This window comes from Enterobacter cloacae complex sp. IR5459 (assembly GCF_049238005.1).
Classification (GTDB): Bacteria; Pseudomonadota; Gammaproteobacteria; order Enterobacterales; family Enterobacteriaceae; genus Enterobacter; species Enterobacter hormaechei_C.
In genome coordinates this window covers 81760-103173 of sequence record NZ_JBMKIG010000010.1, presented here as the reverse complement: position 1 = coordinate 103173, position 21414 = coordinate 81760, and the positions used below count along the sequence as shown (strand labels likewise).

Genomic DNA, 21414 nt, shown 5'->3' with positions numbered 1-21414 from the left:
ATGGCAGGTTTAAAATTACAGGCAGTAACCAAAAGCTGGGACGGCAAAACCCAGGTCATTCAGCCGCTGACGCTCGACGTGGCGGACGGGGAATTTATCGTGATGGTCGGCCCGTCCGGCTGCGGAAAATCCACCCTGCTGCGTATGGTGGCCGGGCTGGAGCGTGTGACGTCCGGGGATATCTGGATTGACCGCCAGCGCGTTACCGAGATGGAACCCAAAGATCGCGGCATCGCGATGGTATTCCAGAACTACGCCCTCTATCCGCACATGAGCGTGGAAGAGAACATGGCCTGGGGGCTGAAAATTCGCGGTATGGGCAAAGGCCATATCGAGGAGCGCGTGAAAGAGGCCGCGCGCATTCTGGAGCTGGACGGCCTGCTCAAGCGTCGCCCGCGCGAGCTCTCCGGCGGCCAGCGCCAGCGCGTGGCGATGGGGCGCGCCATCGTGCGCGATCCGGCGGTATTTCTGTTCGACGAACCGCTGTCAAACCTCGACGCCAAACTGCGCGTGCAGATGCGTCTTGAGCTACAGCAGCTGCATCGGCGGCTGGGAACCACGTCCCTCTATGTGACCCACGATCAGGTTGAAGCCATGACCCTCGCCCAGCGCGTGATGGTGATGAACAAAGGCATCGCCGAGCAGATTGGCACCCCAGTGGAAGTCTACGAGAAACCGGCCAGCCGTTTTGTGGCGAGCTTTATCGGCAGCCCGGCGATGAACCTGCTGGACGGGCGGATCAATGCGGCGGGAACCCACTTCGAGCTGGAAAGCGGGATGGCGTTGCCGATCAACTGGTACTATCGTGGCTACGCCGGGCGTAAGATGACGCTTGGTATCCGCCCCGAGCATATTGGTTTGACGTCTCAGGCGGACGGCGGCGTGCCGCTGGTGATGGACACGCTGGAGATGCTGGGCGCAGACAACCTGGCGCACGGACGCTGGGGCGAGCAAAAGCTGGTAGTGCGTCTGCCGCATCAGGAGCGCCCGAAAGCAGGCAGCACGCTGTGGCTGCATATGCCGGAAAATCACCTGCACTTATTTGACGGTGAAACAGGACAACGAGTATGAGCAACTGGCCTTACCCCCACATCGTCGCCCACCGTGGTGGCGGTAAACTGGCGCCGGAAAACACCCTGGCGGCAATTGACGTTGGCGCACGCTACGGCCACACGATGATCGAGTTCGACGCCAAGCTGTCGAAGGACGGCGAAATTTTCCTGCTGCACGACGACAACCTCGAACGCACCAGCAACGGCTGGGGCGTGGCGGGTGAACTGCCGTGGCGTGACCTGCTGAAGGTGGACGCCGGAAGCTGGTTCAGCGGCGAATTCAAAGGCGAACCGCTGCCGCTGCTGGCGGAAGTGGCGGACCGCTGTCGTCAACACGGTATGATGGCCAATATTGAAATCAAACCGACCACCGGCACCGGGCCGCTGACGGGTAAAGTTATTGCCATTGCCGCGCGTGAGCTGTGGGAAGGGATGACCGCGCCGCTGCTGTCGTCGTTTGATATCGACGCGCTGGAAGCCGCACAGGCCGCCGTTCCGGAGTTGCCGCGCGGGCTGCTGCTGGATGCGTGGCGAGAAGACTGGCGCGCGCTGACGACCCGCTTAGGCTGCGTGTCGATCCACCTCAACCATAAGCTGCTGGATGAAGCGCGCGTGACGCTGTTGAAGGAGGCCGGTCTGCATATCCTGGTGTATACCGTCAACAAACCCCAGCGTGCAGCCGAGCTGCTGCGCTGGGGCGTGGACAGCATCTGTACCGATGCGATTGACCAGATCGGGCCGAACTTTATTTATTAAGCATACTGCCGTTCTGCTGGGTCGGCAGCATGTGCTGCTGACCGCTGCTTTGCGATACTCCGCCTCCTAACATCCCACCGTTTGCATTAGGCAGCGGCTGTTCAAGCATCTGGCCCTGCTGTACGCGCTGGGTGTTGGTATTCATCTGGTTTTGCAGGTGCTGCTGCTGCACCTGGGTCTGCGTCTTTAACTGCTGATTGAGCATCCCTTTCTGCTGCTGTTGCTGGCTCATCATCTCCGTCTGCATACGCTGCTGGCTCGGAATGACGTAGCCCGGCTGGTTCGGGTTGTTCAGGGTGTTGATTGGCTGTGCGAGCGCGGCGAACGGAAGCAGCGCGGTCAGGATCAGTAATCGTTTCATGGTTATCTCCTCCTTTGAGGCTTCTCTTAAGTTTATCCTCATTCCTGCATAACGATGATTTTTTAAGAGTTGTGAACCAGGCTTAAGCGGGGAATATGGGCCCTTTACCTGGAGAACAATAATGATGAAACCAACCTTTTTGCGCTGGGTCGCCATCGCTGCGCTGATGGCAGGCGGCACATTTACCGTGGCGGCCAACCCGCCCGCCGCTCCACCGGTCTCTTACGGCGTGGAGGAGGATGTTTTTCACCCCGTGCGGGCGACGCACGGCATGGTGGCCTCGGTTGACGCGCTGGCAACGCAGGTGGGCGTCGATATTCTTAAACAGGGCGGTAACGCGGTGGATGCGGCGGTCGCGGTGGGATATGCGCTGGCGGTGACGCATCCACAGGCGGGGAACCTGGGCGGCGGCGGGTTTATGATGCTGCGCACGAAAGACGGTAAAACCACGGCCATCGACTTCCGTGAGATGGCGCCGAACCAGGCCTCCCGCGATATGTTCCTCGACGATCAGGGTAATCCGGACAGTAAAAAATCCCTGACCTCGCACCTTGCCTCCGGCACGCCGGGCACCGTTGCGGGCTTCTCGCTGGCGCTGGAAAAATACGGCACGCTGCCGCTGAATAAAGTGGTGCAGCCTGCCATCAGGCTGGCGCGCGACGGCTTCGTCGTCAACGACGCGCTGGCGGACGACCTCAAAACCTACGGCAGCGAAGTTATTCCCAATCATGAGAACAGCAAGGCTATCTTCTGGAAAGACGGCGAGCCGCTGAAGAAGGGCGATAAGCTGGTGCAGAAGAACCTCGCAAAAAGTCTCGAACTGATTGCCGAAAACGGTCCGGATGCCTTCTATAAGGGGCCGATTGCCGATCAGATTGCGGATGAGATGCAGAAGAACGGCGGGCTGATCACCAAAGCGGATCTGGCGGAATATAAGGCGGTGGAGCGCGAGCCGATTAGCGGCACCTATCGCGGCTACGAGGTCTTCTCCATGCCGCCGCCGTCCTCCGGGGGCATTCACATCGTGCAGATCCTCAATATTCTGGAAAACTTCGATATGCACAAGTTCGGCTTCGGCAGCGCGGATGCCATGCAGGTGATGGCCGAGGCGGAAAAGCGCGCCTACGCTGACCGCTCGGAATACCTTGGCGATCCGGACTTCGTGAAGGTGCCGTGGCAGGCGCTGACCAACAAGGCGTACGCCAAATCCATTGCCGACGAGATCGACATCAACAAGGCTAAGCCGTCGAGCGAGATCCGCCCTGGCAAGCTGGCACCGTATGAAAGTAACCAGACCACCCACTTCTCGGTGGTAGATAAAGACGGTAACGCGGTGGCGGTAACGTACACGCTTAACACCACTTTCGGCACCGGGATTGTGGCGGGCAACAGCGGTATTTTGCTGAACAACGAGATGGATGATTTTTCTGCCAAGCCGGGCGTGCCGAATGTCTACGGCCTGGTCGGCGGCGATGCGAATGCGGTAGGGCCGAAGAAGCGCCCGCTATCATCCATGTCGCCCACCATTGTGGTGAAAGACGGCAAAACCTGGCTGGTGACCGGCAGCCCTGGCGGGAGCCGGATTATCACCACCGTACTGCAAATGGTGGTGAACAGCATCGACTTTGGGATGAACGTCGCCGAAGCGACCAATGCGCCGCGTTTCCATCACCAGTGGCTGCCGGACGAGTTGCGCGTGGAGAAGGGCTTTAGCCCGGACACCCTCAAGCTGCTTGAGCAGCGCGGGCAGAAGGTGGCGGTGAAGGAGGCGATGGGCAGCACCCAGAGCATTATGGTCGGACCGGATGGCGCGCTGTTTGGCGCGTCGGACCCGCGTTCGGTGGATGATTTAACGGCGGGGTATTGATTTTGTTGCCCGGTGGCGCTGCGCTTACCGGGCCTACAACGGCACGGACGTAGGCCGGGTAAGGCGAAGCCGCCACCCGGCAACTCATTACTTCATCCTCGCCATATAATACGCATCCACATACTCGCCGTTGCGCAGGGCATAGCGCCTGCCGGTGCCTTCAATCTCAAACCCGTGCTTTTTGTACACCGCGATTGCCGGTTCGTTATCCACAAACACCGTTAACTCGATGCGGTCGACGCGCAGCCAGTTGTCGCACATATCGATCATGGTGCGAATCAGCGCGCTGGCCACGCCGCGGTTATGCCACTCTGCGCCAACGCATATACCGAAATCGGCAACGTGGCTGCGGCGTGGTCGCTGGGCGACATCAATGGTGAGGTGGCCGACCACGATATCATCAATGCAGGCAACCAGCTGTTTAATGCCCGGCTGTTCGCCTAGCCGCATTTGCCACATTTCCATTGAAGGATGAGGAACCTGTAGCGTGTTGTGGTACACCTCCGGCTGGGCGTGGATCTGACGAATGGCGTCGTAATCTTTCGGTTCAGCGTGGCGTATCACTATCTCACTCATTCCTTGTTCCTCAGTCAGTTAAAAGTCCCCTCCAACATCAGTGACTTTAAAAGTTGAGTCAATCGCTATTTTTTGCAAAAAGTGTTGGACAAGTGCGAATGAGAATGATTATTATTGCTCTGCGTTCAGGAAGACCTCCTACGGGAACCTGAAAGCACGACATTGCTCACATTGCTTCCAGTATTACTTTAGCCAGCTTTTAGCTGGCTTTTTTTTTGTTATGGTTAGACTCAGCAACCTTCGAAAAAGGACTGAGCCATGACACTACACTGCGCATTTATTGGATTTGGCAAAAGCACCACGCGTTACCACCTTCCGTATGTTCTCAACCGTAAAGAGACCTGGCACGTCGCTCATATCTACCGCCGCAGCGCGAAGCCGGAAGAACAGTCTCCGCAGTATTCCCATATTCATTTCACCAGCGATCTTGATGAAGTGTTAAATGATCCGCAGGTGAAGCTGGTGGTGGTCTGTACCCACGCCGACAGCCACTTTGACTACGCGAAACGCGCGCTGGAAGCAGGTAAAAACGTGCTGGTGGAAAAACCGTTCACTCCGACCATCGCCGAAGCGAAGGAACTCTTTGCGCTGGCGAAAAGCAAAGGCCTGACCGTCACGCCGTACCAGAACCGACGCTTTGACAGCTGCTTCCTGACGGCGAAAAAGGCGATTGAGAGCGGCAAACTCGGCGAGATCGTGGAAATCGAAAGCCACTTCGATTACTACCGCCCGGTGGCGGAAACCCAGCCAGGACTGCCGCAGGACGGGTCGTTCTACGGTCTGGGCGTGCACACCATGGACCAGATTATTTCCCTGTTTGGCCGCCCGGACCACGTGGCGTATGACATCCGCAGCCTGCGCAATAAGGCCAACCCGGACGATACCTTTGAAGCACAGCTGTTCTACGGCGACCTGAAAGCCATCGTAAAAACCAGCCATCTGGTGAAAATCGACTACCCGAAATTTATCGTTCACGGCAAGAAAGGCTCCTTTATCAAGTACGGTATTGACCAACAGGAGACCAGCCTGAAGGCCAATATCATGCCGGGTGAACCGGGCTTTGCGGCAGATGATTCCGTGGGCGTGCTGGAGTACGTGAACGACGAGGGCCTGACGGTCAGGGAAGAGCTAAAGCCGCAAACGGGCGACTATGGACGCGTCTACGATGCGCTGTATGACACCCTCGCCACCGGCGCGCCGAATTATGTCAAGGAATCTGACGTTCTGACCAACCTGGAAATCCTCGAACGGGCCTTCGAACAGGCATCTCCTGCCACGGTAACCCTCGCCAGATAAGCAAAAATGGCTCCTCTTCGCTTGTTCACAATTTTTGAACAGAGGAGTCAATTTTCACCCTCTATGATCCCAGGGCGTTTGCGTCCACACTTACTCCATCGAAACGAACTAAGGGTGAAAACAATGATCTACTTACGCAAAGCAAACGAACGTGGTCACGCGAATCATGGCTGGCTGGACTCATGGCATTCATTCTCGTTTGCCGACTACTACGACCCGAACTTTATGGGCTTCTCCGCACTGCGCGTGATTAACGACGACGTGATTGATGCAGGCCAGGGCTTCGGTACCCACCCGCACAAAGACATGGAAATCCTGACCTATGTGCTGGAAGGGGCGGTTGAGCACCAGGACAGCATGGGCAACAAAGAGCAGGTTCCGGCGGGCGAGTTCCAGATTATGAGCGCGGGTACCGGGGTGCGTCACTCTGAGTACAACCCGAGCAAAACGGAAAAACTGCACCTGTATCAAATCTGGATCATTCCAGAAGAGACCGGCATCACGCCACGCTACGAGCAGCGCCGCTTCGACGCGAAACAGGGCAAACAGCTGGTGCTGTCCCCGGATGCGCGTGAAGGTTCCCTGAAAGTGCATCAGGATATGGAGCTGTACCGCTGGGCGCTGGCGAAAGATGAACAGTCTGTACACCAGATTGCCGCTAACCGCCGCGTGTGGATCCAGGTTGTGAAAGGTGAAGTGTCCATCAACGGCACCAAAGCGACAACCGCCGATGGCCTGGCTGTCTGGGATGAGCAGGCGCTCTCCGTGCATGCCGACAGCGAAAGTGAAATTCTGCTGTTTGACCTGCCGCCGGTCTAAATAATTTCTCAACCTTCCCTTTAAACGGGGAAGGTTGAGCTTTGTCCGTGATAAACTGAGCAAATCTCTCACTTCAAGATTTCTCAGGACGATGAAAAAGAAACGCCCCGTACTTCAGGATGTCGCCGATCGCGTCGGTGTGACCAAAATGACGGTCAGCCGTTTTTTACGTAACCCGGAACAGGTTTCCGTGGCGTTGCGTGGCAAGATTGCCGCCGCCCTTGATGAACTGGGTTATATCCCCAACCGCGCGCCCGATATTCTCTCCAATGCGACCAGCCGTGCGGTGGGCGTCCTGCTTCCTTCCTTAACCAACCAGGTATTCGCCGAAGTGCTGCGTGGCATCGAAAGCGTCACCGATGCGTTTGGCTATCAGACCATGCTCGCCCACTACGGGTACAAGCCGGAACTGGAAGAGGAACGTCTTGAATCGATGCTTTCCTGGAACATCGACGGCCTGATTTTAACGGAACGTACTCACACCCCGCGCACGCTGAAAATGATTGAAGTGGCAGGCATTCCGGTGGTGGAGCTGATGGACAGCCAGTCGCCGTGCCTCGACATCGCCGTGGGGTTCGATAACTTTGAAGCGGCGCGTCAGATGACGGCGGCGATCATCGCCCGCGGTCATCGCCATGTGGCCTATCTGGGTGCGCGTCTGGATGAACGTACTATCATCAAACAGAAGGGATACGAGCAGGCGATGCTCGACGCCGGTTTAACCCCGTACAGCGTGATGGTGGAGCAATCTTCTTCTTACACGTCGGGTATTGAGCTGATGCGTCAGGCGCGACGCGAGTATCCGCAACTGGACGGTATTTTCTGTACCAACGATGACCTTGCGGTCGGCGCGGCGTTTGAGTGCCAGCGTCTGGGTTTAAAAATCCCGGATGATATGGCGATTGCCGGTTTCCACGGCCACGACATTGGCCAGGTGATGGAGCCGCGTCTGGCGAGCGTCCTGACCCCGCGTGAACGCATGGGCCGCATTGGTGCAGAACGCCTGCTGGCGCGCATTCGTGGTGAGGCAGTTACCCCTAAAATGTTAGATTTAGGTTTCACCTTGTCACCGGGTGGATCTATTTAATCCGACAAATTTGAAGTAGCTCACACTTATTCACTTCGCGCACGTTTGGATATTGCTTCTCTTATGCCCCGGCAGGACAATGTTACCGATAACTGTTACCCGTAACAATTGACTGAGGGACACCCTTTGAGCACGACTAATCACGATCACCACGTTTACGTCCTGATGGGCGTGTCCGGTAGCGGTAAATCTGCCGTGGCGAGCGAAGTGGCGCATCAACTCCAGGCTGCGTTTCTTGATGGTGACTTCCTCCATCCGCGTAGCAACATCATGAAAATGGCTTCCGGCGAGCCGCTGAACGACGACGACCGCAAACCGTGGTTGCAGGCGCTGAATGACGCCGCGTTCGCGATGCAGCGCACCAATAAAGTCTCCCTGATCGTCTGTTCCGCGCTGAAAAAAACCTATCGCGACCTGCTGCGCGACGGCAACCCGAACCTCTCTTTCATCTACCTGAAAGGCGATTTCGGGGTGATTGAAAGCCGCCTGAAGGCGCGTAAAGGCCACTTCTTCAAAACCCAGATGCTGGTAACGCAGTTCGAAGCGTTGCAGGAGCCGGGTGCTGACGAGCAGGATGTCTTAGTGGTTGATATCGATCAGCCGCTGGAAGGTGTTGTTGCCAGCACCATCGAGGTTATTAATAAAAGGCAGTAAGTTTTGAGTACATTAACGCTAGTTTTGACAGCAGTGGGTTCCGTATTGCTGCTGCTGTTTTTAGTGATGAAGGCACGTATGCACGCCTTCGTTGCTTTGATGGTGGTTTCTATTGGTGCTGGTCTCTTTTCCGGCATGCCGCTCGACAAAATCGCGGCGACGATGGAAAAAGGGATGGGCGGCACGCTCGGCTTCCTGGCCATTGTGGTGGCACTGGGCGCGATGTTTGGCAAGATTTTGCACGAGACGGGCGCGGTCGATCAGATTGCGGTCAAGATGCTGAAATCCTTCGGGCACAGCCGTGCGCACTACGCGATTGGTCTGGCAGGGCTGATTTGTGCACTGCCGCTGTTCTTTGAAGTGGCCGTTGTGCTGCTGATAAGCGTCGCATTCTCCATGGCGCGCCATACCGGTACTAACCTCGTGAAGCTGGTCATTCCGCTGTTTGCGGGCGTGGCGGCGGCGGCGGCGTTCCTGCTGCCGGGGCCTGCGCCGATGCTGCTGGCCTCCCAGATGCATGCTGACTTTGGCTGGATGATCCTGATTGGCCTGTGTGCGGCGATCCCGGGGATGATTATCGCCGGTCCGCTGTGGGGAAACTTTATCAGCCGTTACGTTGAGCTGCACATTCCGGACGACATCACCGAGCCGCACCTGGGCGAGGGTAAAATGCCGTCCTTCGGCTTCAGTCTGTCGCTGATCCTGCTGCCGCTGGTGCTGGTGGGCCTGAAAACCATCGCTGCACGCTTTGTGCCGGTGGGGTCAACCGCTTACGAATGGTTCGAATTTATTGGTCATCCGTTCACTGCGATTCTGGTGGCGTGTCTGGTCGCGATTTACGGCCTGGCAATGCGTCAGGGCATGCCGAAAGACCGCGTGATGGAGATCTGTGGTGCCGCGCTGCAACCGGCGGGGATTATCCTGCTGGTGATCGGGGCGGGCGGCGTGTTCAAGCAGGTGCTGGTGGATTCCGGCGTTGGCCCGGCGCTGGGCGAAGCGCTGACCGGAATGGGCCTGCCGATTGCGGTCACCTGCTTTGTGCTGGCCGCGGCGGTGCGTATCATTCAGGGCTCCGCGACCGTGGCGTGCTTAACCGCCGTGGGTCTGGTAATGCCGGTGATTGAACAGCTGAACTACTCCGGCGCGCAGATGGCGGCGCTCTCTATCTGTATCGCGGGTGGTTCGATTGTGGTGTCTCACGTGAACGATGCAGGCTTCTGGCTGTTCGGTAAATTTACCGGCGCAACCGAAGCGCAAACCCTGAAAACCTGGACGCTGATGGAAACCATCCTCGGCACGACGGGTGCGGTTGTCGGGATGATTGCGTTTACGCTGCTGAGCTGATCCCGGTTTTCTCCCTCTCCCACGGGGAGAGGGAGCAAACACTAAAAACGGCAATCAAGGATCGCCGTTTTGCTTTTACCTATCCTTTCATCCACGCTCGGATCCCGTCCAGGAACATCTGCGTTGCCATCATTACCAGAATCAGCCCCATCAGGCGCTCCAGCGCGTTCACCCCTTTCTCACCCAGCAGGCGCAGGAATAGCGACGACTGCAACAGGATAATAAATGTCCCGCCCCAGGCGATCAGCAGGGCAATCACCAGATGGCTCATCTGATTCGGATACTGATGCGACAGCAGCATCAGCGTGGCCAGAATCGTTGGCCCGGCGACCAGCGGAATCGCCAGCGGCACGATAAACGGCTCTTCACCCGCAGGCAGGCCGCTGCTGCTGCCCTCCGCGCTAGGGAAAATCATCTTAATGGCAATCAGGAACAAAATGATCCCGCCGGAAATGGAGACCGTTTCGGCGCGTAAGTTCAGGAAAGCGAGAATTTTTTCACCGGCGAACAGGAAGATAAACATCACCAGCAGGGCGATGAGCAGCTCGCGGATCATGATCGCCCGACGGCGCTTCGGCTCGGTGTGCTTCAGCACCGACATGAAGATCGGCAGATTACCGAGCGGATCCATAATCAGGATCAATAAAACCGCTGCGGAAATGATTTCACTCATCTTAAATTATCCCTGATACTTATTGTGGTCATTGCGATGATTAGCACTTTTTCTGATTGCCGGGCAATCATCGATTAATTTCGCTTGCGACTTTGGCAGCATTTTGTAATGTGAAGCATATCCCAGTTCAATACTGGCTTGCACAATCAGCACACACCCCTTGCAGGAAAAAAATGCTATGAAAAACGTTGGTTTTATCGGCTGGCGCGGTATGGTCGGCTCTGTACTCATGCAACGCATGGTTGAAGAGCGCGATTTCGACGCCATCCGCCCGGTCTTCTTCTCCACTTCCCAGCTCGGCCAGGCTGCACCGTCCTTTGGGGGTACCACAGGCACGTTGCAGGATGCTTACGACCTGGAGGCGCTGAAGGCACTCGACATTATTGTGACCTGCCAGGGCGGCGATTATACCAACGAAATCTATCCGAAGCTGCGTGAAAGCGGCTGGCAGGGCTACTGGATTGACGCGGCCTCTTCGCTTCGCATGAAAGACGATGCCATCATTATTCTCGACCCGGTTAACCAGGGCGTCATCACCGACGGCCTGAACAACGGCGTGAAAACCTTTGTTGGCGGTAACTGCACCGTCAGCCTGATGCTGATGTCTCTCGGCGGTCTGTTCGCACAGGATCTGGTGGAGTGGGTCTCCGTGGCGACCTACCAGGCGGCGTCCGGCGGTGGCGCGCGTCATATGCGCGAGCTGCTGACCCAGATGGGCCAGTTGCACCAGAGCGTCGCTGCCGAGCTGGCAGACCCGGCGTCCGCGATCCTCGATATCGAGCGTAAAGTCACTCAGCTCACCCGCAGCGGCGAGCTGCCGGTGGATAACTTCGGCGTACCGCTGGCCGGCGGCCTGATCCCGTGGATAGACAAACAGCTGGATAACGGCCAGACCCGCGAAGAGTGGAAGGGCCAGGCTGAGACCAACAAAATCCTCGGCACCGCGAACACCATTCCGGTTGACGGTCTGTGCGTGCGTATCGGCGCGCTGCGCTGCCACAGCCAGGCCTTCACCATTAAACTGAAAAAAGATGTGTCTATTCCGACCGTGGAAGAGCTGCTGGCCGCGCATAACCCGTGGGCGAAAGTGGTGCCAAACGATCGCGATATCACCATGCGCGAACTGACCCCGGCAGCCGTCACCGGCACGCTGACCACCCCGGTTGGCCGCCTGCGCAAGCTGAACATGGGGCCGGAGTACCTCTCCGCGTTCACCGTTGGCGACCAGCTTCTGTGGGGTGCCGCCGAGCCGCTGCGCCGCATGCTGCGCCAGCTGGCGTAATAATTTGTTAAACACGGGGGGTGATTGTCACCCCCTTTTTTTGCGTACTACATGGAGTAAAACGCAGATGTCTTATTTTTTATCAGGAGGACCCACGACGTTGGCTATGCTTTAAGGAAGATTTATTTCTCACCTGAGGGTAGGGCGGAGCAGAGAGGATTAACTGCACCGTTTAGGTCACATTAAAAGTCGTCCCGGAGCGCGTAAAAAGGGCGACATAAAAAAACAGGATGAATACCATGTCCGATCGTATTTCGAGAGACGTGATTAATGCGCTTATTGCGGGTCACTTTGCCGACCCCTTTTCTGTGCTAGGGATGCACCGTACAGAGGCCGGACTGGAAGTTCGTGCGCTGTTACCGGATGCAACAGAAGTGTGGGTTATCGAACCCAAAACCGGCCGCAAGGTGGGTAATCTGGAATGCCTCGACTCGCGTGGCTTCTTCTCGGGCGTCATGCCCCGCCGTAAAAATCCTTTTCGTTATCAGCTTGCCGTTATCTGGCACGGTCAGCAAAACCTGATTGACGATCCTTATAGCTTCGGCCCGCTTTTAAAAGAGATGGACGCCTGGCTGCTGTCCGAAGGGACCCATTTACGCCCTTACGAAACGCTGGGTGCCCATGCGGATACCATGGACGGTATCACCGGCACGCGTTTTGCCGTATGGGCGCCAAACGCCCAGCGCGTCTCCGTTGTCGGGCAGTTCAACTACTGGGACGGTCGTCGTCACCCCATGCGCCTGCGCCGGGAAACCGGCATCTGGGAGCTGTTTATCCCCGGCGCGCACAACGGTCAGCTCTACAAATTCGAGATGATCGATGCCAACGGCAAGCTGCGCATTAAATCTGACCCGTACGCCTTTGAGGCCGAACTGCGCCCGAATACCGCCTCGCTGATTTGCGGCCTGCCGGAGAAGGTTGTCCAGACGGAAGAGCGCAAGCAGGCTAACCGCTTTGATGCGCCGATCTCCGTCTATGAAGTGCATCTCGGCTCGTGGCGTCGCCACACCGATAACAACTTCTGGCTGAGCTATCGCGAGCTGGCGGACCAGCTGGTGCCGTACGCCAAATGGATGGGCTTTACGCACCTGGAGCTGCTGCCGATCAACGAGCACCCGTTCGACGGCAGCTGGGGCTATCAGCCAACCGGGCTGTATGCGCCTACGCGCCGCTTCGGCACGCGCGATGACTTCCGCTATTTCATCGATGCCGCGCACGCCGCCGGGCTGAACGTCATCCTCGACTGGGTGCCGGGCCACTTCCCGTCGGATGATTTTGCGCTGGCAGAGTTCGACGGCACAAAGCTTTACGAGCACAGCGACCCGCGCGAAGGCTATCACCAGGACTGGAACACGCTGATCTACAACTACGGTCGCCGTGAAGTATCGAACTACCTGGTCGGGAACGCGCTGTACTGGATCGAGCGTTTCGGCATTGATGCCCTGCGCGTCGATGCGGTGGCGTCGATGATTTACCGCGACTACAGCCGCAAAGAGGGTGAGTGGATCCCGAACGAGTATGGCGGGCGTGAAAACCTCGAAGCGATTGAGTTTCTGCGCAACACCAACCGCATCATCGGGGAGCAGGTGGAAGGTGCCGTGACCATGGCGGAAGAGTCCACCGACTTCCCGGGCGTTTCCCGTCCACCGTCAATGGGCGGACTGGGCTTCTGGTACAAGTGGAACCTCGGCTGGATGCACGACACGCTCGACTACATGAAGCTCGACCCGGTTTATCGTCAGTATCACCACGATAAGCTCACTTTCGGGCTGCTCTACAACTACACCGAAAACTTCATGCTGCCGCTGTCGCACGATGAAGTGGTGCACGGCAAGAAATCCATTCTCGACCGCATGCCGGGGGACGCGTGGCAGAAGTTTGCCAACCTGCGCGCCTACTACGGCTGGATGTTCGCCTTCCCGGGCAAAAAGCTGCTGTTTATGGGCAACGAATTTGCGCAGGGGCGCGAATGGAACCACGATACCAGCCTTGACTGGCATCTGCTGGAAGGCGCGGACAACTGGCACCACGGCGTACAGCGTCTGGTCCGCGACCTGAACCTGACCTATCGCCACCACAAAGCGCTGCACGAGCTGGACTTTGATCCGTACGGCTTTGAGTGGCTGGTGGTGGACGACCACGAGCGCTCGGTGTTTGTCTTTGCGCGCCGCGACAAGGCGGGTAACGAGATCATCGTCGCCAGCAACTTCACGCCAGTGCCGCGTGAACACTACCGCTTCGGCATTAACCAGCCGGGCAAATGGCGCGAAATTCTCAATACCGACTCCATGCACTACCACGGCAGCAATGCGGGTAACGGCGGGCTGGTGCAGAGCGATGCCATTGAAAGCCATGGCCGTCCGAACTCCCTGAGCCTGACGCTGCCGCCGCTTGGCACAATCTGGCTGGCGCGGGAGGGAGAATGACGCAGCTTACGGCAGGTAAACCCGAACCGCTCGGGGCGAGTTTTGACGGAAAGGGGGTGAACTTCACGCTCTTTTCCGCCCATGCGGAGCGGGTGGAACTCTGTGTGTTTGACGGGGAAGGTAACGAGCACCGTTACGATTTACCGGCGCGCACGGGGGATACCTGGCATGGCTACCTGGCCGGAGGACGGCCGGGGATGCACTACGGTTTTCGCGTACACGGCCCCTGGGAGCCCTCTCAGGGGCACTGGTTTAACCCGGCGAAGCTGCTGATTGACCCGTGTGCGCACCGGGTGGACGGTGAGTTTAAAGATGACCCGCTGTTCCACGTTGGCTACGGCGAACCTGACCACCGCGACAGCGCGCCCGTCGCGCCCAAAAGCGTGGTGGTGCACGATCTCTACGACTGGGAAGACGATGCCCCGCCGCGTACGCCTTGGGGCAACACCGTTATTTATGAAGCCCACGTCAAAGGGCTGACGTATCTGCACCCGTCAATTCCCAAAGAGATGCGCGGCACCTATAAAGCGCTTGGGCATCCGACGATGGTCGCGTACCTGAAGCACTTAGGGATCACCGCGCTGGAGCTGTTGCCCGTGGCGCATTTCGCCAGCGAGCCGCGGCTACAGCGTCTCGGGTTAAGCAACTACTGGGGCTACAACCCGCTGGCGTTGTTCGCCCTCGATCCGCGTTATGCGGTGAATCCTGAGAAGGCGCGGGATGAGTTTCGCGATGCGGTGAAAGCGCTTCACGCGGCGGGTATCGAGGTCATTCTGGACGTGGTGTTGAACCACAGTGCGGAAAGCGATCTTGACGGCCCGACGCTCTCACAGCGCGGAATCGATAACCGTAGCTATTATTGGATCAGGGACGACGGCGATTACGAGAACTGGACCGGGTGCGGTAACACCCTCAACCTCAGTCATCCGGCCGTTACGCATTACGCGTACGAGTGCCTGAAATACTGGGTTGAGACGTTCCACGTGGATGGTTTTCGCTTCGACCTGGCGCCAGTGATGGGGCGCACCCCGGCGTTCAGCCAGCAGGCGCCGCTGTTTGAGGCCATCAAAAACTGCCCGGTGCTTTCAAAGGTGAAGCTGATTGCGGAGCCCTGGGACATCGGCGAGGGCGGTTATCAGGTGGGGAACTTCCCGCCGCTGTTTGCCGAGTGGAACGACCACTTCCGCGATGCCGTCCGCCGCTTCTGGCTGACGCGCGATCTGTCGCTGGGGGAGTTTGCCGGTCGCTTTGCCGGCTCCAGCGATCTCTTTAAGCGTGACGGCAAACGTCCGTCGGCCACCATTAACCTGGTGACGGCGCACGACGGTTTTACGCTGCGCGACTGCGTTTGTTTCAATCAGAAACACAATGAGGCAAACGGCGAGGAGAATCGCGATGGGACTAACAATAACCATAGCTTTAACCATGGTATAGAAGGGTTAGGCGGAAGTCTGGATGTGATCGAGCGGCGACGCGCCAGCGTTCATGCGCTGCTGACGACGCTTTTGTTGTCGCAGGGCACGCCGATGCTGCTGGCGGGCGATGAGCACGGCCACAGCCAGCACGGCAACAACAACGCCTATTGCCAGGACAACACCCTGACCTGGCTCGACTGGGGAGAAGCGAACAGCGGGCTGACCCATTTCACCGCGGCGCTGATCCATCTTCGCCAGCGCATCCCCGCGCTCACCGCCGACCGCTGGTGGGAAGAGGGCGACGGCAACGTTCGCTGGCTGAATAAAGACGCGCAACCGTTAAGCGCGCAAGAGTGGCAACACGGCATACCCTGTCTGCAAATCCTGCTTTCGGATGCGTGGCTGGTGACGCTGAACGCGACGGATGACGTCGCAGAGATTGTTTTACCTGACGGGGAGTGGCGAGCCATTCCTCCCTTTGCCGGAGCGGATAATCCGGTTGTTATGGCTGTCTGGCACGGGCCTGCGCACGGAGTGTGCGTATTCCAAAGATGATAAAAAAGGAGTTAGTCATGGTTAGATTAGAGAAGAACGATCCGTTAATGTTGGCGCGCCAGCTACCATTAAAAACAGTTGCCCTGATACTCGCGGGCGGGCGTGGTACCCGTCTGAAAGATTTGACCATCAAGCGTGCTAAACCGGCCGTTCACTTTGGTGGTAAGTTCCGTATTATCGATTTTGCACTGTCAAACTGCCTGAACTCAGGCATTCGCCGTATTGGCGTCATTACCCAATATCAGTCGCACACGCTGGTGCAGCACATTCAGCGCGGCTGGTCATTCTTCAGCGAAGAGATGAACGAGTTTGTCGATCTGCTCCCGGCGCAGCAGCGCGTTCACGGGGAGAACTGGTACCGCGGCACGGCGGATGCCGTGACCCAAAACCTCGACATCATTCGCCGCTACAACGCGGAATACATCGTTATCCTCGCCGGGGACCACATCTACAAGCAAGATTACTCCCACATGCTGATCGACCACGTCGAAAAAGGGGCGCGCTGCACCGTGGCGTGCCTGCCGGTGCCTGTTGCGGAAGCAACCGCGTTTGGCGTGATGCATGTAGATGGCGACGACAAGATTATCGACTTTGTCGAAAAACCGGCGAACCCGCCAACCATGCCGGGCGACGACACCAAATCGCTCGCCAGCATGGGGATCTATGTCTTTGATGCCGATTATCTTTATGAACTGCTGGAAGAGGACGACAAAGACGAAAACTCCAGCCACGACTTCGGTAAAGACATCATCCCGAAAATTACCAAAGCTGGCATGGCGTATGCACACCCCTTCCCGCTGTCCTGCGTGCAGTCCGATCCGAATGCGGAACCTTACTGGCGCGATGTGGGAACGCTGGAAGCGTACTGGAAAGCCAACCTCGATCTTGCGTCCGTCACGCCTGAGCTGGATATGTACGACCAGAACTGGCCGATTCGCACCCATATGGAATCGCTGCCGCCGGCGAAGTTCGTCCAGGACCGCTCCGGCAGCCATGGTATGACGCTCAACTCGCTGGTCTCTGGCGGGTGCATTATCTCCGGTTCGGTGGTGGTGCAGTCCGTGCTGTTCCCGCGCGTGCGTATAAACTCATTCTGTAATATCGATTCGGCAGTCCTGCTGCCGGATGTCTGGGTAGGGCGCTCATGTCGTCTGCGTCGCTGCGTTATCGACCGTGCCTGCGTCATTCCCGAAGGGATGGTGATTGGGGAAAATGCGGAAGAAGATGCGCGTCGTTTCTACCGTTCGGAAGAGGGGATCGTGTTAGTAACACGGGAAATGTTGCGGAAGCTGCAAATCAAACAGGAGCGATGATGCAGGTTTTACACGTATGTTCTGAGATGTTCCCGTTGTTAAAAACGGGCGGACTGGCGGATGTTCTTGGTGCACTACCGGCGGCGCAAATTGCCGGAGGGGTGGATACCCGCGTGTTGTTGCCCGCTTTTCCGGATATCCGGCGTGGTATTCCCGATGCAAAGGTTGTTACCCGTCGCGAGACCTTCGCGGGACGTATCACCCTGCTGTTTGGACATTACAATGGCACAGGGATTTACCTGATTGATGCCCCGCATTTATACGATCGACCCGGCAGCCCGTATCACGATACCAACCTGTACGCCTATACCGATAACGTGCTGCGCTTTGCCCTGCTCGGCTGGGTGGGGGCGGAGATGGCCGTCGGGCTGGATCCGTTCTGGCGTCCGAACGTGGTGCACGCGCACGACTGGCACGCGGGGCTGGCTCCTGCGTATCTGGCGGCGAAGGGGCACCCGGCCAAATCGGTGTTTACGGTGCACAACCTGGCGTATCAGGGCATGTATTACGCGCATCATATGAATGACATCGATCTGCCATGGTCGTTCTTTAACATGCATGGGTTGGAGTTTAACGGACAGATTTCGTTCCTGAAGGCGGGTCTGTACTATGCCGACCATATCACGGCGGTCAGCCCAACCTACGCGCGTGAAATTACCCAGCCGGAGTTCGGTTACGGTATGGAAGGGCTGCTGCAACAGCGCCACCGTGAAGGTCGTCTGTCGGGCATTCTGAACGGCGTAGATGAACAGATCTGGAATCCGGAAACGGACCTCCTGCTGGCGGCGCGCTATGGACGCGACTCCGTGGAGGACAAAGCGGAGAACAAGCGCCAGCTACAGATTGCGATGGGGCTGAAGGTCAACGACAAGGTACCGCTGTTTGCGGTGGTCAGCCGCCTGACCAGCCAGAAAGGGCTGGATCTGGTGCTGGAAGCGCTGCCGGGATTACTGGAGCAGGGTGGGCAACTGGCGCTGCTCGGCGCGGGCGACCCGGTATTGCAGGAAGGTTTCCTTGCGGCCGCGGCGGAACATCCGGGGCAGGTGGGCGTGCAGATTGGCTATCACGAAGCGTTCTCGCACCGCATCATGGGCGGCGCGGACGTGATTCTGGTGCCGAGCCGTTTCGAGCCCTGCGGCCTGACGCAGCTCTATGGTCTGAAATACGGCACGTTGCCGCTGGTACGCCGCACGGGCGGGCTGGCGGATACGGTGTCTGACAGCTCCCTGGAAAACCTGGCGGATGGTATCGCCAGCGGGTTTGTTTTCGAGGACAGTAATGCCTGGTCGCTGCTTCGGGCGATCCGGCGTGCTTTCGTCTTGTGGTCCCGTCCATCCCTGTGGCGTTACGTACAACGTCAGGCGATGTCCATGGACTTTGGCTGGCACGTTGCGGCGCAGTCCTACCGCGACCTTTATCAACGCTTGATGTAACGAGGCGAAGTTACTGATATGAATGCTCCATTTAGCTACTCTTCCCCCACGCTCAGCGTTGAGGCGTTGAAACACTCCATCGCCTATAAGCTGATGTTTACCATTGGGAAAGATCCCGTAATTGCCAACAAACATGAGTGGCTGAACGCCACGCTGTTTGCGGTGCGCGATCGTATGGTCGAACGCTGGCTGCGCTCCAACCGCGCCCAGCTTTCGCAGGAGACGCGACAGGTGTATTACCTGTCGATGGAGTTTCTGATTGGTCGCACCCTCTCCAATGCGCTGTTATCGCTCGGGATTTATGACGACGTCAAAAACGCACTGGAAGAGATGGGGCTGGATTTAGAAGAGCTGATTGACGAAGAGAACGACCCGGGGCTGGGTAACGGTGGTCTCGGGCGTCTTGCCGCCTGCTTCCTCGATTCACTGGCGACGCTGGCGCTGCCCGGGCGCGGCTACGGTATTCGCTACGACTATGGCATGTTCAAGCAGAACATCGTGGATGGCCGTCAGAAAGAGTCCCCGGACTACTGGCTGGAGTACGGTAACCCGTGGGAGTTCAAGCGCCACAACACGCGCTACAAGGTGCGTTTTGGCGGGCGTATTCAGCAGGAAGGTAAAAAATCCCGCTGGGTGGAAACCGAGGAGATCCTGGCCGTGGCCTACGACCAGATCATCCCCGGCTACGACACCGATGCGACCAATACGCTGCGCCTGTGGAACGCGCAGGCCAGTAGCGAGATCAACCTGGGTAAATTCAACCAGGGCGACTACTTCGCGGCGGTGGAAGATAAAAACCACTCTGAGAACGTGTCCCGCGTCCTGTATCCGGATGACTCGACCTACTCAGGCCGCGAGCTGCGCCTGCGTCAGGAGTATTTCCTCGTCTCGGCAACGATTCAGGATATCCTTAGCCGTCACTATCAGCTGCACAAAACCTATGCGAATCTGGCGGAAAAAACCGCTATTCACCTCAACGATACCCATCCGGTGCTGTCGATCCCTGAGCTGATGCGCCTGCTGATTGACGAGCATAAGTTCAGCTGGGATGACGCGTTTGAAGTAACCTGCCAGGTGTTCTCGTACACCAACCATACGCTGATGAGTGAAGCGCTGGAGACGTGGCCGGTGGATATGCTCGGCAAAATTCTGCCGCGCCATCTGCAAATCATCTTCGAGATCAACGACTACTTCCTCAAGACCTTGCAGGAGCAGTACCCGAACGATACCGGTCTGCTGAGCCGCGCCTCGATCATTGATGAATCCAACGGGCGTCGCGTACGCATGGCCTGGCTGGCGGTGGTGATCAGCCACAAGGTCAACGGCGTATCAGAGCTGCATTCGAACCTGATGGTGCAGTCGCTGTTTGCGGACTTCGCGAAGATCTTCCCGACGCGTTTCTGCAACGTGACCAACGGCGTCACCCCGCGCCGCTGGCTGGCGCTGGCGAACCAGCCGCTCTCCGACGTTCTGGATGAGAACATTGGCCGCACCTGGCGCACCGATTTGAGCCAGCTGAGCGAGCTTGAGCAGCACATCGATTTCCCGACGGTGAACAAAGCGGTACGGGAAGCCAAGCTGCTGAACAAGAAGCGTCTGGCGGTCTGGCTGGCGATGCATCTGAACGTGGTGGCGAACCCGAAAGCGCTGTTCGACGTGCAGATCAAACGTATCCACGAGTACAAGCGTCAGCTGATGAATGTCCTGCACGTCATTACCCACTACAACCGCATTAAGGCTGACCCGACGGCGGAGTGGGTGCCGCGTGTGAAAATCTTTGCCGGTAAGGCGGCCTCCGCGTATTACATGGCGAAGCACATCATTCATCTCATCAACGATGTGGCGAAGGTGGTGAACCACGATCCGGACATTGGCGATAAGCTGAAGGTAGTGTTTATCCCGAACTACAGCGTAAGCCTGGCGCAGCTGATTATTCCGGCGGCGGATCTCTCTGAGCAGATTTCCACGGCGGGGACGGAAGCATCCGGCACCAGCAACATGAAGTTTGCCCTGAACGGCGCGCTGACTATCGGCACGCTGGACGGCGCAAATGTCGAAATGCTGGAGCATGTGGGCGCGGAGAATATCTTTATCTTCGGGAATACGGCGGAAGAGGTGGAGGCGCTGCGCAAGCAGGGCTACTCGCCGCGTGAGTATTATGAAGAGGATGAAGAGTTACGCCAGGTGCTGACGCAAATCGCAACCGGAGTGTTTAACCCTGAGGAGCCTGGGCGCTATCGTGACCTGGTGGACTCGCTGATTAACTTTGGCGATCACTATCAGGTGCTGGCGGATTACCGCAGCTACGTGGATTGTCAGGATAAGGTGGACGAACTGTACCGTCAGCAGGAGAAGTGGACCAGCACCGCGATGCATAACATCGCCAACATGGGCTACTTCTCGTCAGACAGGACCATCAAAGAGTATGCCGAGAATATCTGGCATATTGATCCGGTGCGGTTGTAAAAACAAAGCCCGGTGGCGCTGCGCTTACCGGGCCTACGC

At 57.7% G+C, this 21414-nt stretch carries 17 protein-coding genes; 14 read left to right on the top strand and 3 right to left on the bottom strand.

Going from position 1 to position 21414, the window contains the following annotated elements; all coding sequences use genetic code 11:
* Positions 1 to 1071 (top strand): sn-glycerol-3-phosphate import ATP-binding protein UgpC, encoded by a 1071-nt coding sequence (locus ACOTX4_RS19500; RefSeq protein ID WP_003861554.1) that lies wholly within the window; start codon positions 1 to 3, stop codon positions 1069 to 1071.
* Positions 1068 to 1808: a glycerophosphodiester phosphodiesterase gene (gene ugpQ / locus ACOTX4_RS19495; protein WP_022651961.1), complete on the top strand. Its 741-nt coding sequence runs from the start codon at positions 1068 to 1070 to the stop codon at positions 1806 to 1808. The genes ACOTX4_RS19500 and ugpQ overlap by 4 nt, the downstream gene beginning before the upstream one ends.
* On the opposite strand, the gene ACOTX4_RS19490 is transcribed toward ugpQ, so the two are convergent.
* Positions 1798 to 2169, bottom strand: coding sequence for a DUF2756 family protein (locus tag ACOTX4_RS19490; RefSeq protein WP_022651960.1), 372 nt, complete (start codon positions 2167 to 2169; stop codon positions 1798 to 1800). The genes ugpQ and ACOTX4_RS19490 overlap by 11 nt on opposite strands.
* Before the next feature lie 121 nt (positions 2170 to 2290).
* Here ACOTX4_RS19490 and ggt point away from each other — a divergent pair, with 121 nt between their 5' ends.
* The gene (gene ggt, locus ACOTX4_RS19485; protein ID WP_072201895.1) at positions 2291 to 4036 is read left to right on the top strand and encodes a gamma-glutamyltransferase; all 1746 of its coding nucleotides are present in this window, start codon (positions 2291 to 2293) and stop codon (positions 4034 to 4036) included.
* 87 nt (positions 4037 to 4123) lie between these two features.
* Here the strand turns inward: ggt and yhhY are convergent, their stop codons facing one another.
* Positions 4124 to 4612, bottom strand: a complete 489-nt coding sequence (gene yhhY / locus ACOTX4_RS19480) for an N-acetyltransferase (RefSeq protein ID WP_003861561.1) — start codon at positions 4610 to 4612, stop codon at positions 4124 to 4126.
* A gap of 258 nt (positions 4613 to 4870) precedes the next feature.
* On the opposite strand from yhhY, the gene ACOTX4_RS19475 reads away from it, so the two are divergent.
* From ACOTX4_RS19475 to gntU, 5 genes are all read left to right on the top strand, one after another.
* Positions 4871 to 5908 carry an oxidoreductase gene (locus tag ACOTX4_RS19475; protein ID WP_045330033.1) on the top strand — a complete coding sequence of 346 codons (1038 nt, stop codon included), beginning with the start codon at positions 4871 to 4873 and terminating at the stop codon, positions 5906 to 5908.
* 123 nt (positions 5909 to 6031) lie between these two features.
* Positions 6032 to 6727 carry a pirin family protein gene (locus tag ACOTX4_RS19470; protein WP_003861565.1) on the top strand — a complete coding sequence of 232 codons (696 nt, stop codon included), beginning with the start codon at positions 6032 to 6034 and terminating at the stop codon, positions 6725 to 6727.
* A 91-nt stretch (positions 6728 to 6818) separates the two neighbouring features.
* Positions 6819 to 7814: a gluconate operon transcriptional repressor GntR gene (gntR, locus tag ACOTX4_RS19465; protein ID WP_003861567.1), complete on the top strand. Its 996-nt coding sequence runs from the start codon at positions 6819 to 6821 to the stop codon at positions 7812 to 7814.
* Positions 7815 to 7940: 126 nt separating this feature from the next.
* Positions 7941 to 8468, top strand: coding sequence for a gluconokinase (gene gntK, locus ACOTX4_RS19460; RefSeq protein WP_003861569.1), 528 nt, complete (start codon positions 7941 to 7943; stop codon positions 8466 to 8468).
* Positions 8469 to 8471: 3 nt separating this feature from the next.
* A complete protein-coding gene (gene gntU, locus ACOTX4_RS19455) occupies positions 8472 to 9812 on the top strand; it encodes a gluconate transporter (RefSeq protein WP_003861572.1) in 1341 nt (446 codons plus the stop codon).
* Positions 9813 to 9891: 79 nt separating this feature from the next.
* On the opposite strand, the gene yhgN is transcribed toward gntU, so the two are convergent.
* Positions 9892 to 10485: an NAAT family transporter YhgN gene (gene yhgN, locus ACOTX4_RS19450; RefSeq protein ID WP_003861574.1), complete on the bottom strand. Its 594-nt coding sequence runs from the start codon at positions 10483 to 10485 to the stop codon at positions 9892 to 9894.
* A gap of 178 nt (positions 10486 to 10663) precedes the next feature.
* Between yhgN and asd the strand changes: the two genes are divergently transcribed.
* The 6 genes from asd to glgP all read left to right on the top strand — a co-directional run bounded on the left by asd (position 10664) and on the right by glgP (position 21375).
* A complete protein-coding gene (gene asd / locus ACOTX4_RS19445; protein ID WP_003861575.1) occupies positions 10664 to 11767 on the top strand; it encodes an aspartate-semialdehyde dehydrogenase in 1104 nt (367 codons plus the stop codon).
* 239 nt (positions 11768 to 12006) lie between these two features.
* Positions 12007 to 14193: a 1,4-alpha-glucan branching enzyme gene (gene glgB / locus ACOTX4_RS19440; protein WP_045330039.1), complete on the top strand. Its 2187-nt coding sequence runs from the start codon at positions 12007 to 12009 to the stop codon at positions 14191 to 14193.
* Entirely contained in the window at positions 14190 to 16163 is a 1974-nt protein-coding gene (gene glgX / locus ACOTX4_RS19435) for a glycogen debranching protein GlgX (protein WP_003861580.1), read from the top strand. The genes glgB and glgX overlap by 4 nt, the downstream gene beginning before the upstream one ends.
* 17 nt (positions 16164 to 16180) lie before the next feature.
* Positions 16181 to 17476: a glucose-1-phosphate adenylyltransferase gene (glgC, locus tag ACOTX4_RS19430; protein WP_003861582.1), complete on the top strand. Its 1296-nt coding sequence runs from the start codon at positions 16181 to 16183 to the stop codon at positions 17474 to 17476.
* Positions 17476 to 18909, top strand: a complete 1434-nt coding sequence (gene glgA, locus ACOTX4_RS19425; protein WP_003861584.1) for a glycogen synthase GlgA — start codon at positions 17476 to 17478, stop codon at positions 18907 to 18909. Before glgC ends, glgA begins: the two co-directional genes overlap by 1 nt.
* 18 nt (positions 18910 to 18927) lie before the next feature.
* Positions 18928 to 21375, top strand: a complete 2448-nt coding sequence (gene glgP, locus ACOTX4_RS19420; RefSeq protein WP_023314966.1) for a glycogen phosphorylase — start codon at positions 18928 to 18930, stop codon at positions 21373 to 21375.
* Positions 21376 to 21414: the final 39 nt, after the last annotated feature.

Excerpts from the sequence above, each read along its gene's own strand:
- ACOTX4_RS19500 (WP_003861554.1), top strand. The coding sequence starts at position 1 with ATGGCAGGTTTAAAATTACAGGCAGTAACCAAAAGCTGGGACGGCAAA.
- ugpQ (WP_022651961.1), top strand. The coding sequence starts at position 1,068 with ATGAGCAACTGGCCTTACCCCCACATCGTCGCCCACCGTGGTGGCGGT.
- ACOTX4_RS19490 (WP_022651960.1), bottom strand. The coding sequence starts at position 2,169 with ATGAAACGATTACTGATCCTGACCGCGCTGCTTCCGTTCGCCGCGCTC.
- ggt (WP_072201895.1), top strand. The coding sequence starts at position 2,291 with ATGATGAAACCAACCTTTTTGCGCTGGGTCGCCATCGCTGCGCTGATG.
- yhhY (WP_003861561.1), bottom strand. The coding sequence starts at position 4,612 with ATGAGTGAGATAGTGATACGCCACGCTGAACCGAAAGATTACGACGCC.
- ACOTX4_RS19475 (WP_045330033.1), top strand. The coding sequence starts at position 4,871 with ATGACACTACACTGCGCATTTATTGGATTTGGCAAAAGCACCACGCGT.
- ACOTX4_RS19470 (WP_003861565.1), top strand. The coding sequence starts at position 6,032 with ATGATCTACTTACGCAAAGCAAACGAACGTGGTCACGCGAATCATGGC.
- gntR (WP_003861567.1), top strand. The coding sequence starts at position 6,819 with ATGAAAAAGAAACGCCCCGTACTTCAGGATGTCGCCGATCGCGTCGGT.
- yhgN (WP_003861574.1), bottom strand. The coding sequence starts at position 10,485 with ATGAGTGAAATCATTTCCGCAGCGGTTTTATTGATCCTGATTATGGAT.
- asd (WP_003861575.1), top strand. The coding sequence starts at position 10,664 with ATGAAAAACGTTGGTTTTATCGGCTGGCGCGGTATGGTCGGCTCTGTA.
- glgB (WP_045330039.1), top strand. The coding sequence starts at position 12,007 with ATGTCCGATCGTATTTCGAGAGACGTGATTAATGCGCTTATTGCGGGT.
- glgX (WP_003861580.1), top strand. The coding sequence starts at position 14,190 with ATGACGCAGCTTACGGCAGGTAAACCCGAACCGCTCGGGGCGAGTTTT.
- glgC (WP_003861582.1), top strand. The coding sequence starts at position 16,181 with ATGGTTAGATTAGAGAAGAACGATCCGTTAATGTTGGCGCGCCAGCTA.
- glgA (WP_003861584.1), top strand. The coding sequence starts at position 17,476 with ATGCAGGTTTTACACGTATGTTCTGAGATGTTCCCGTTGTTAAAAACG.
- glgP (WP_023314966.1), top strand. The coding sequence starts at position 18,928 with ATGAATGCTCCATTTAGCTACTCTTCCCCCACGCTCAGCGTTGAGGCG.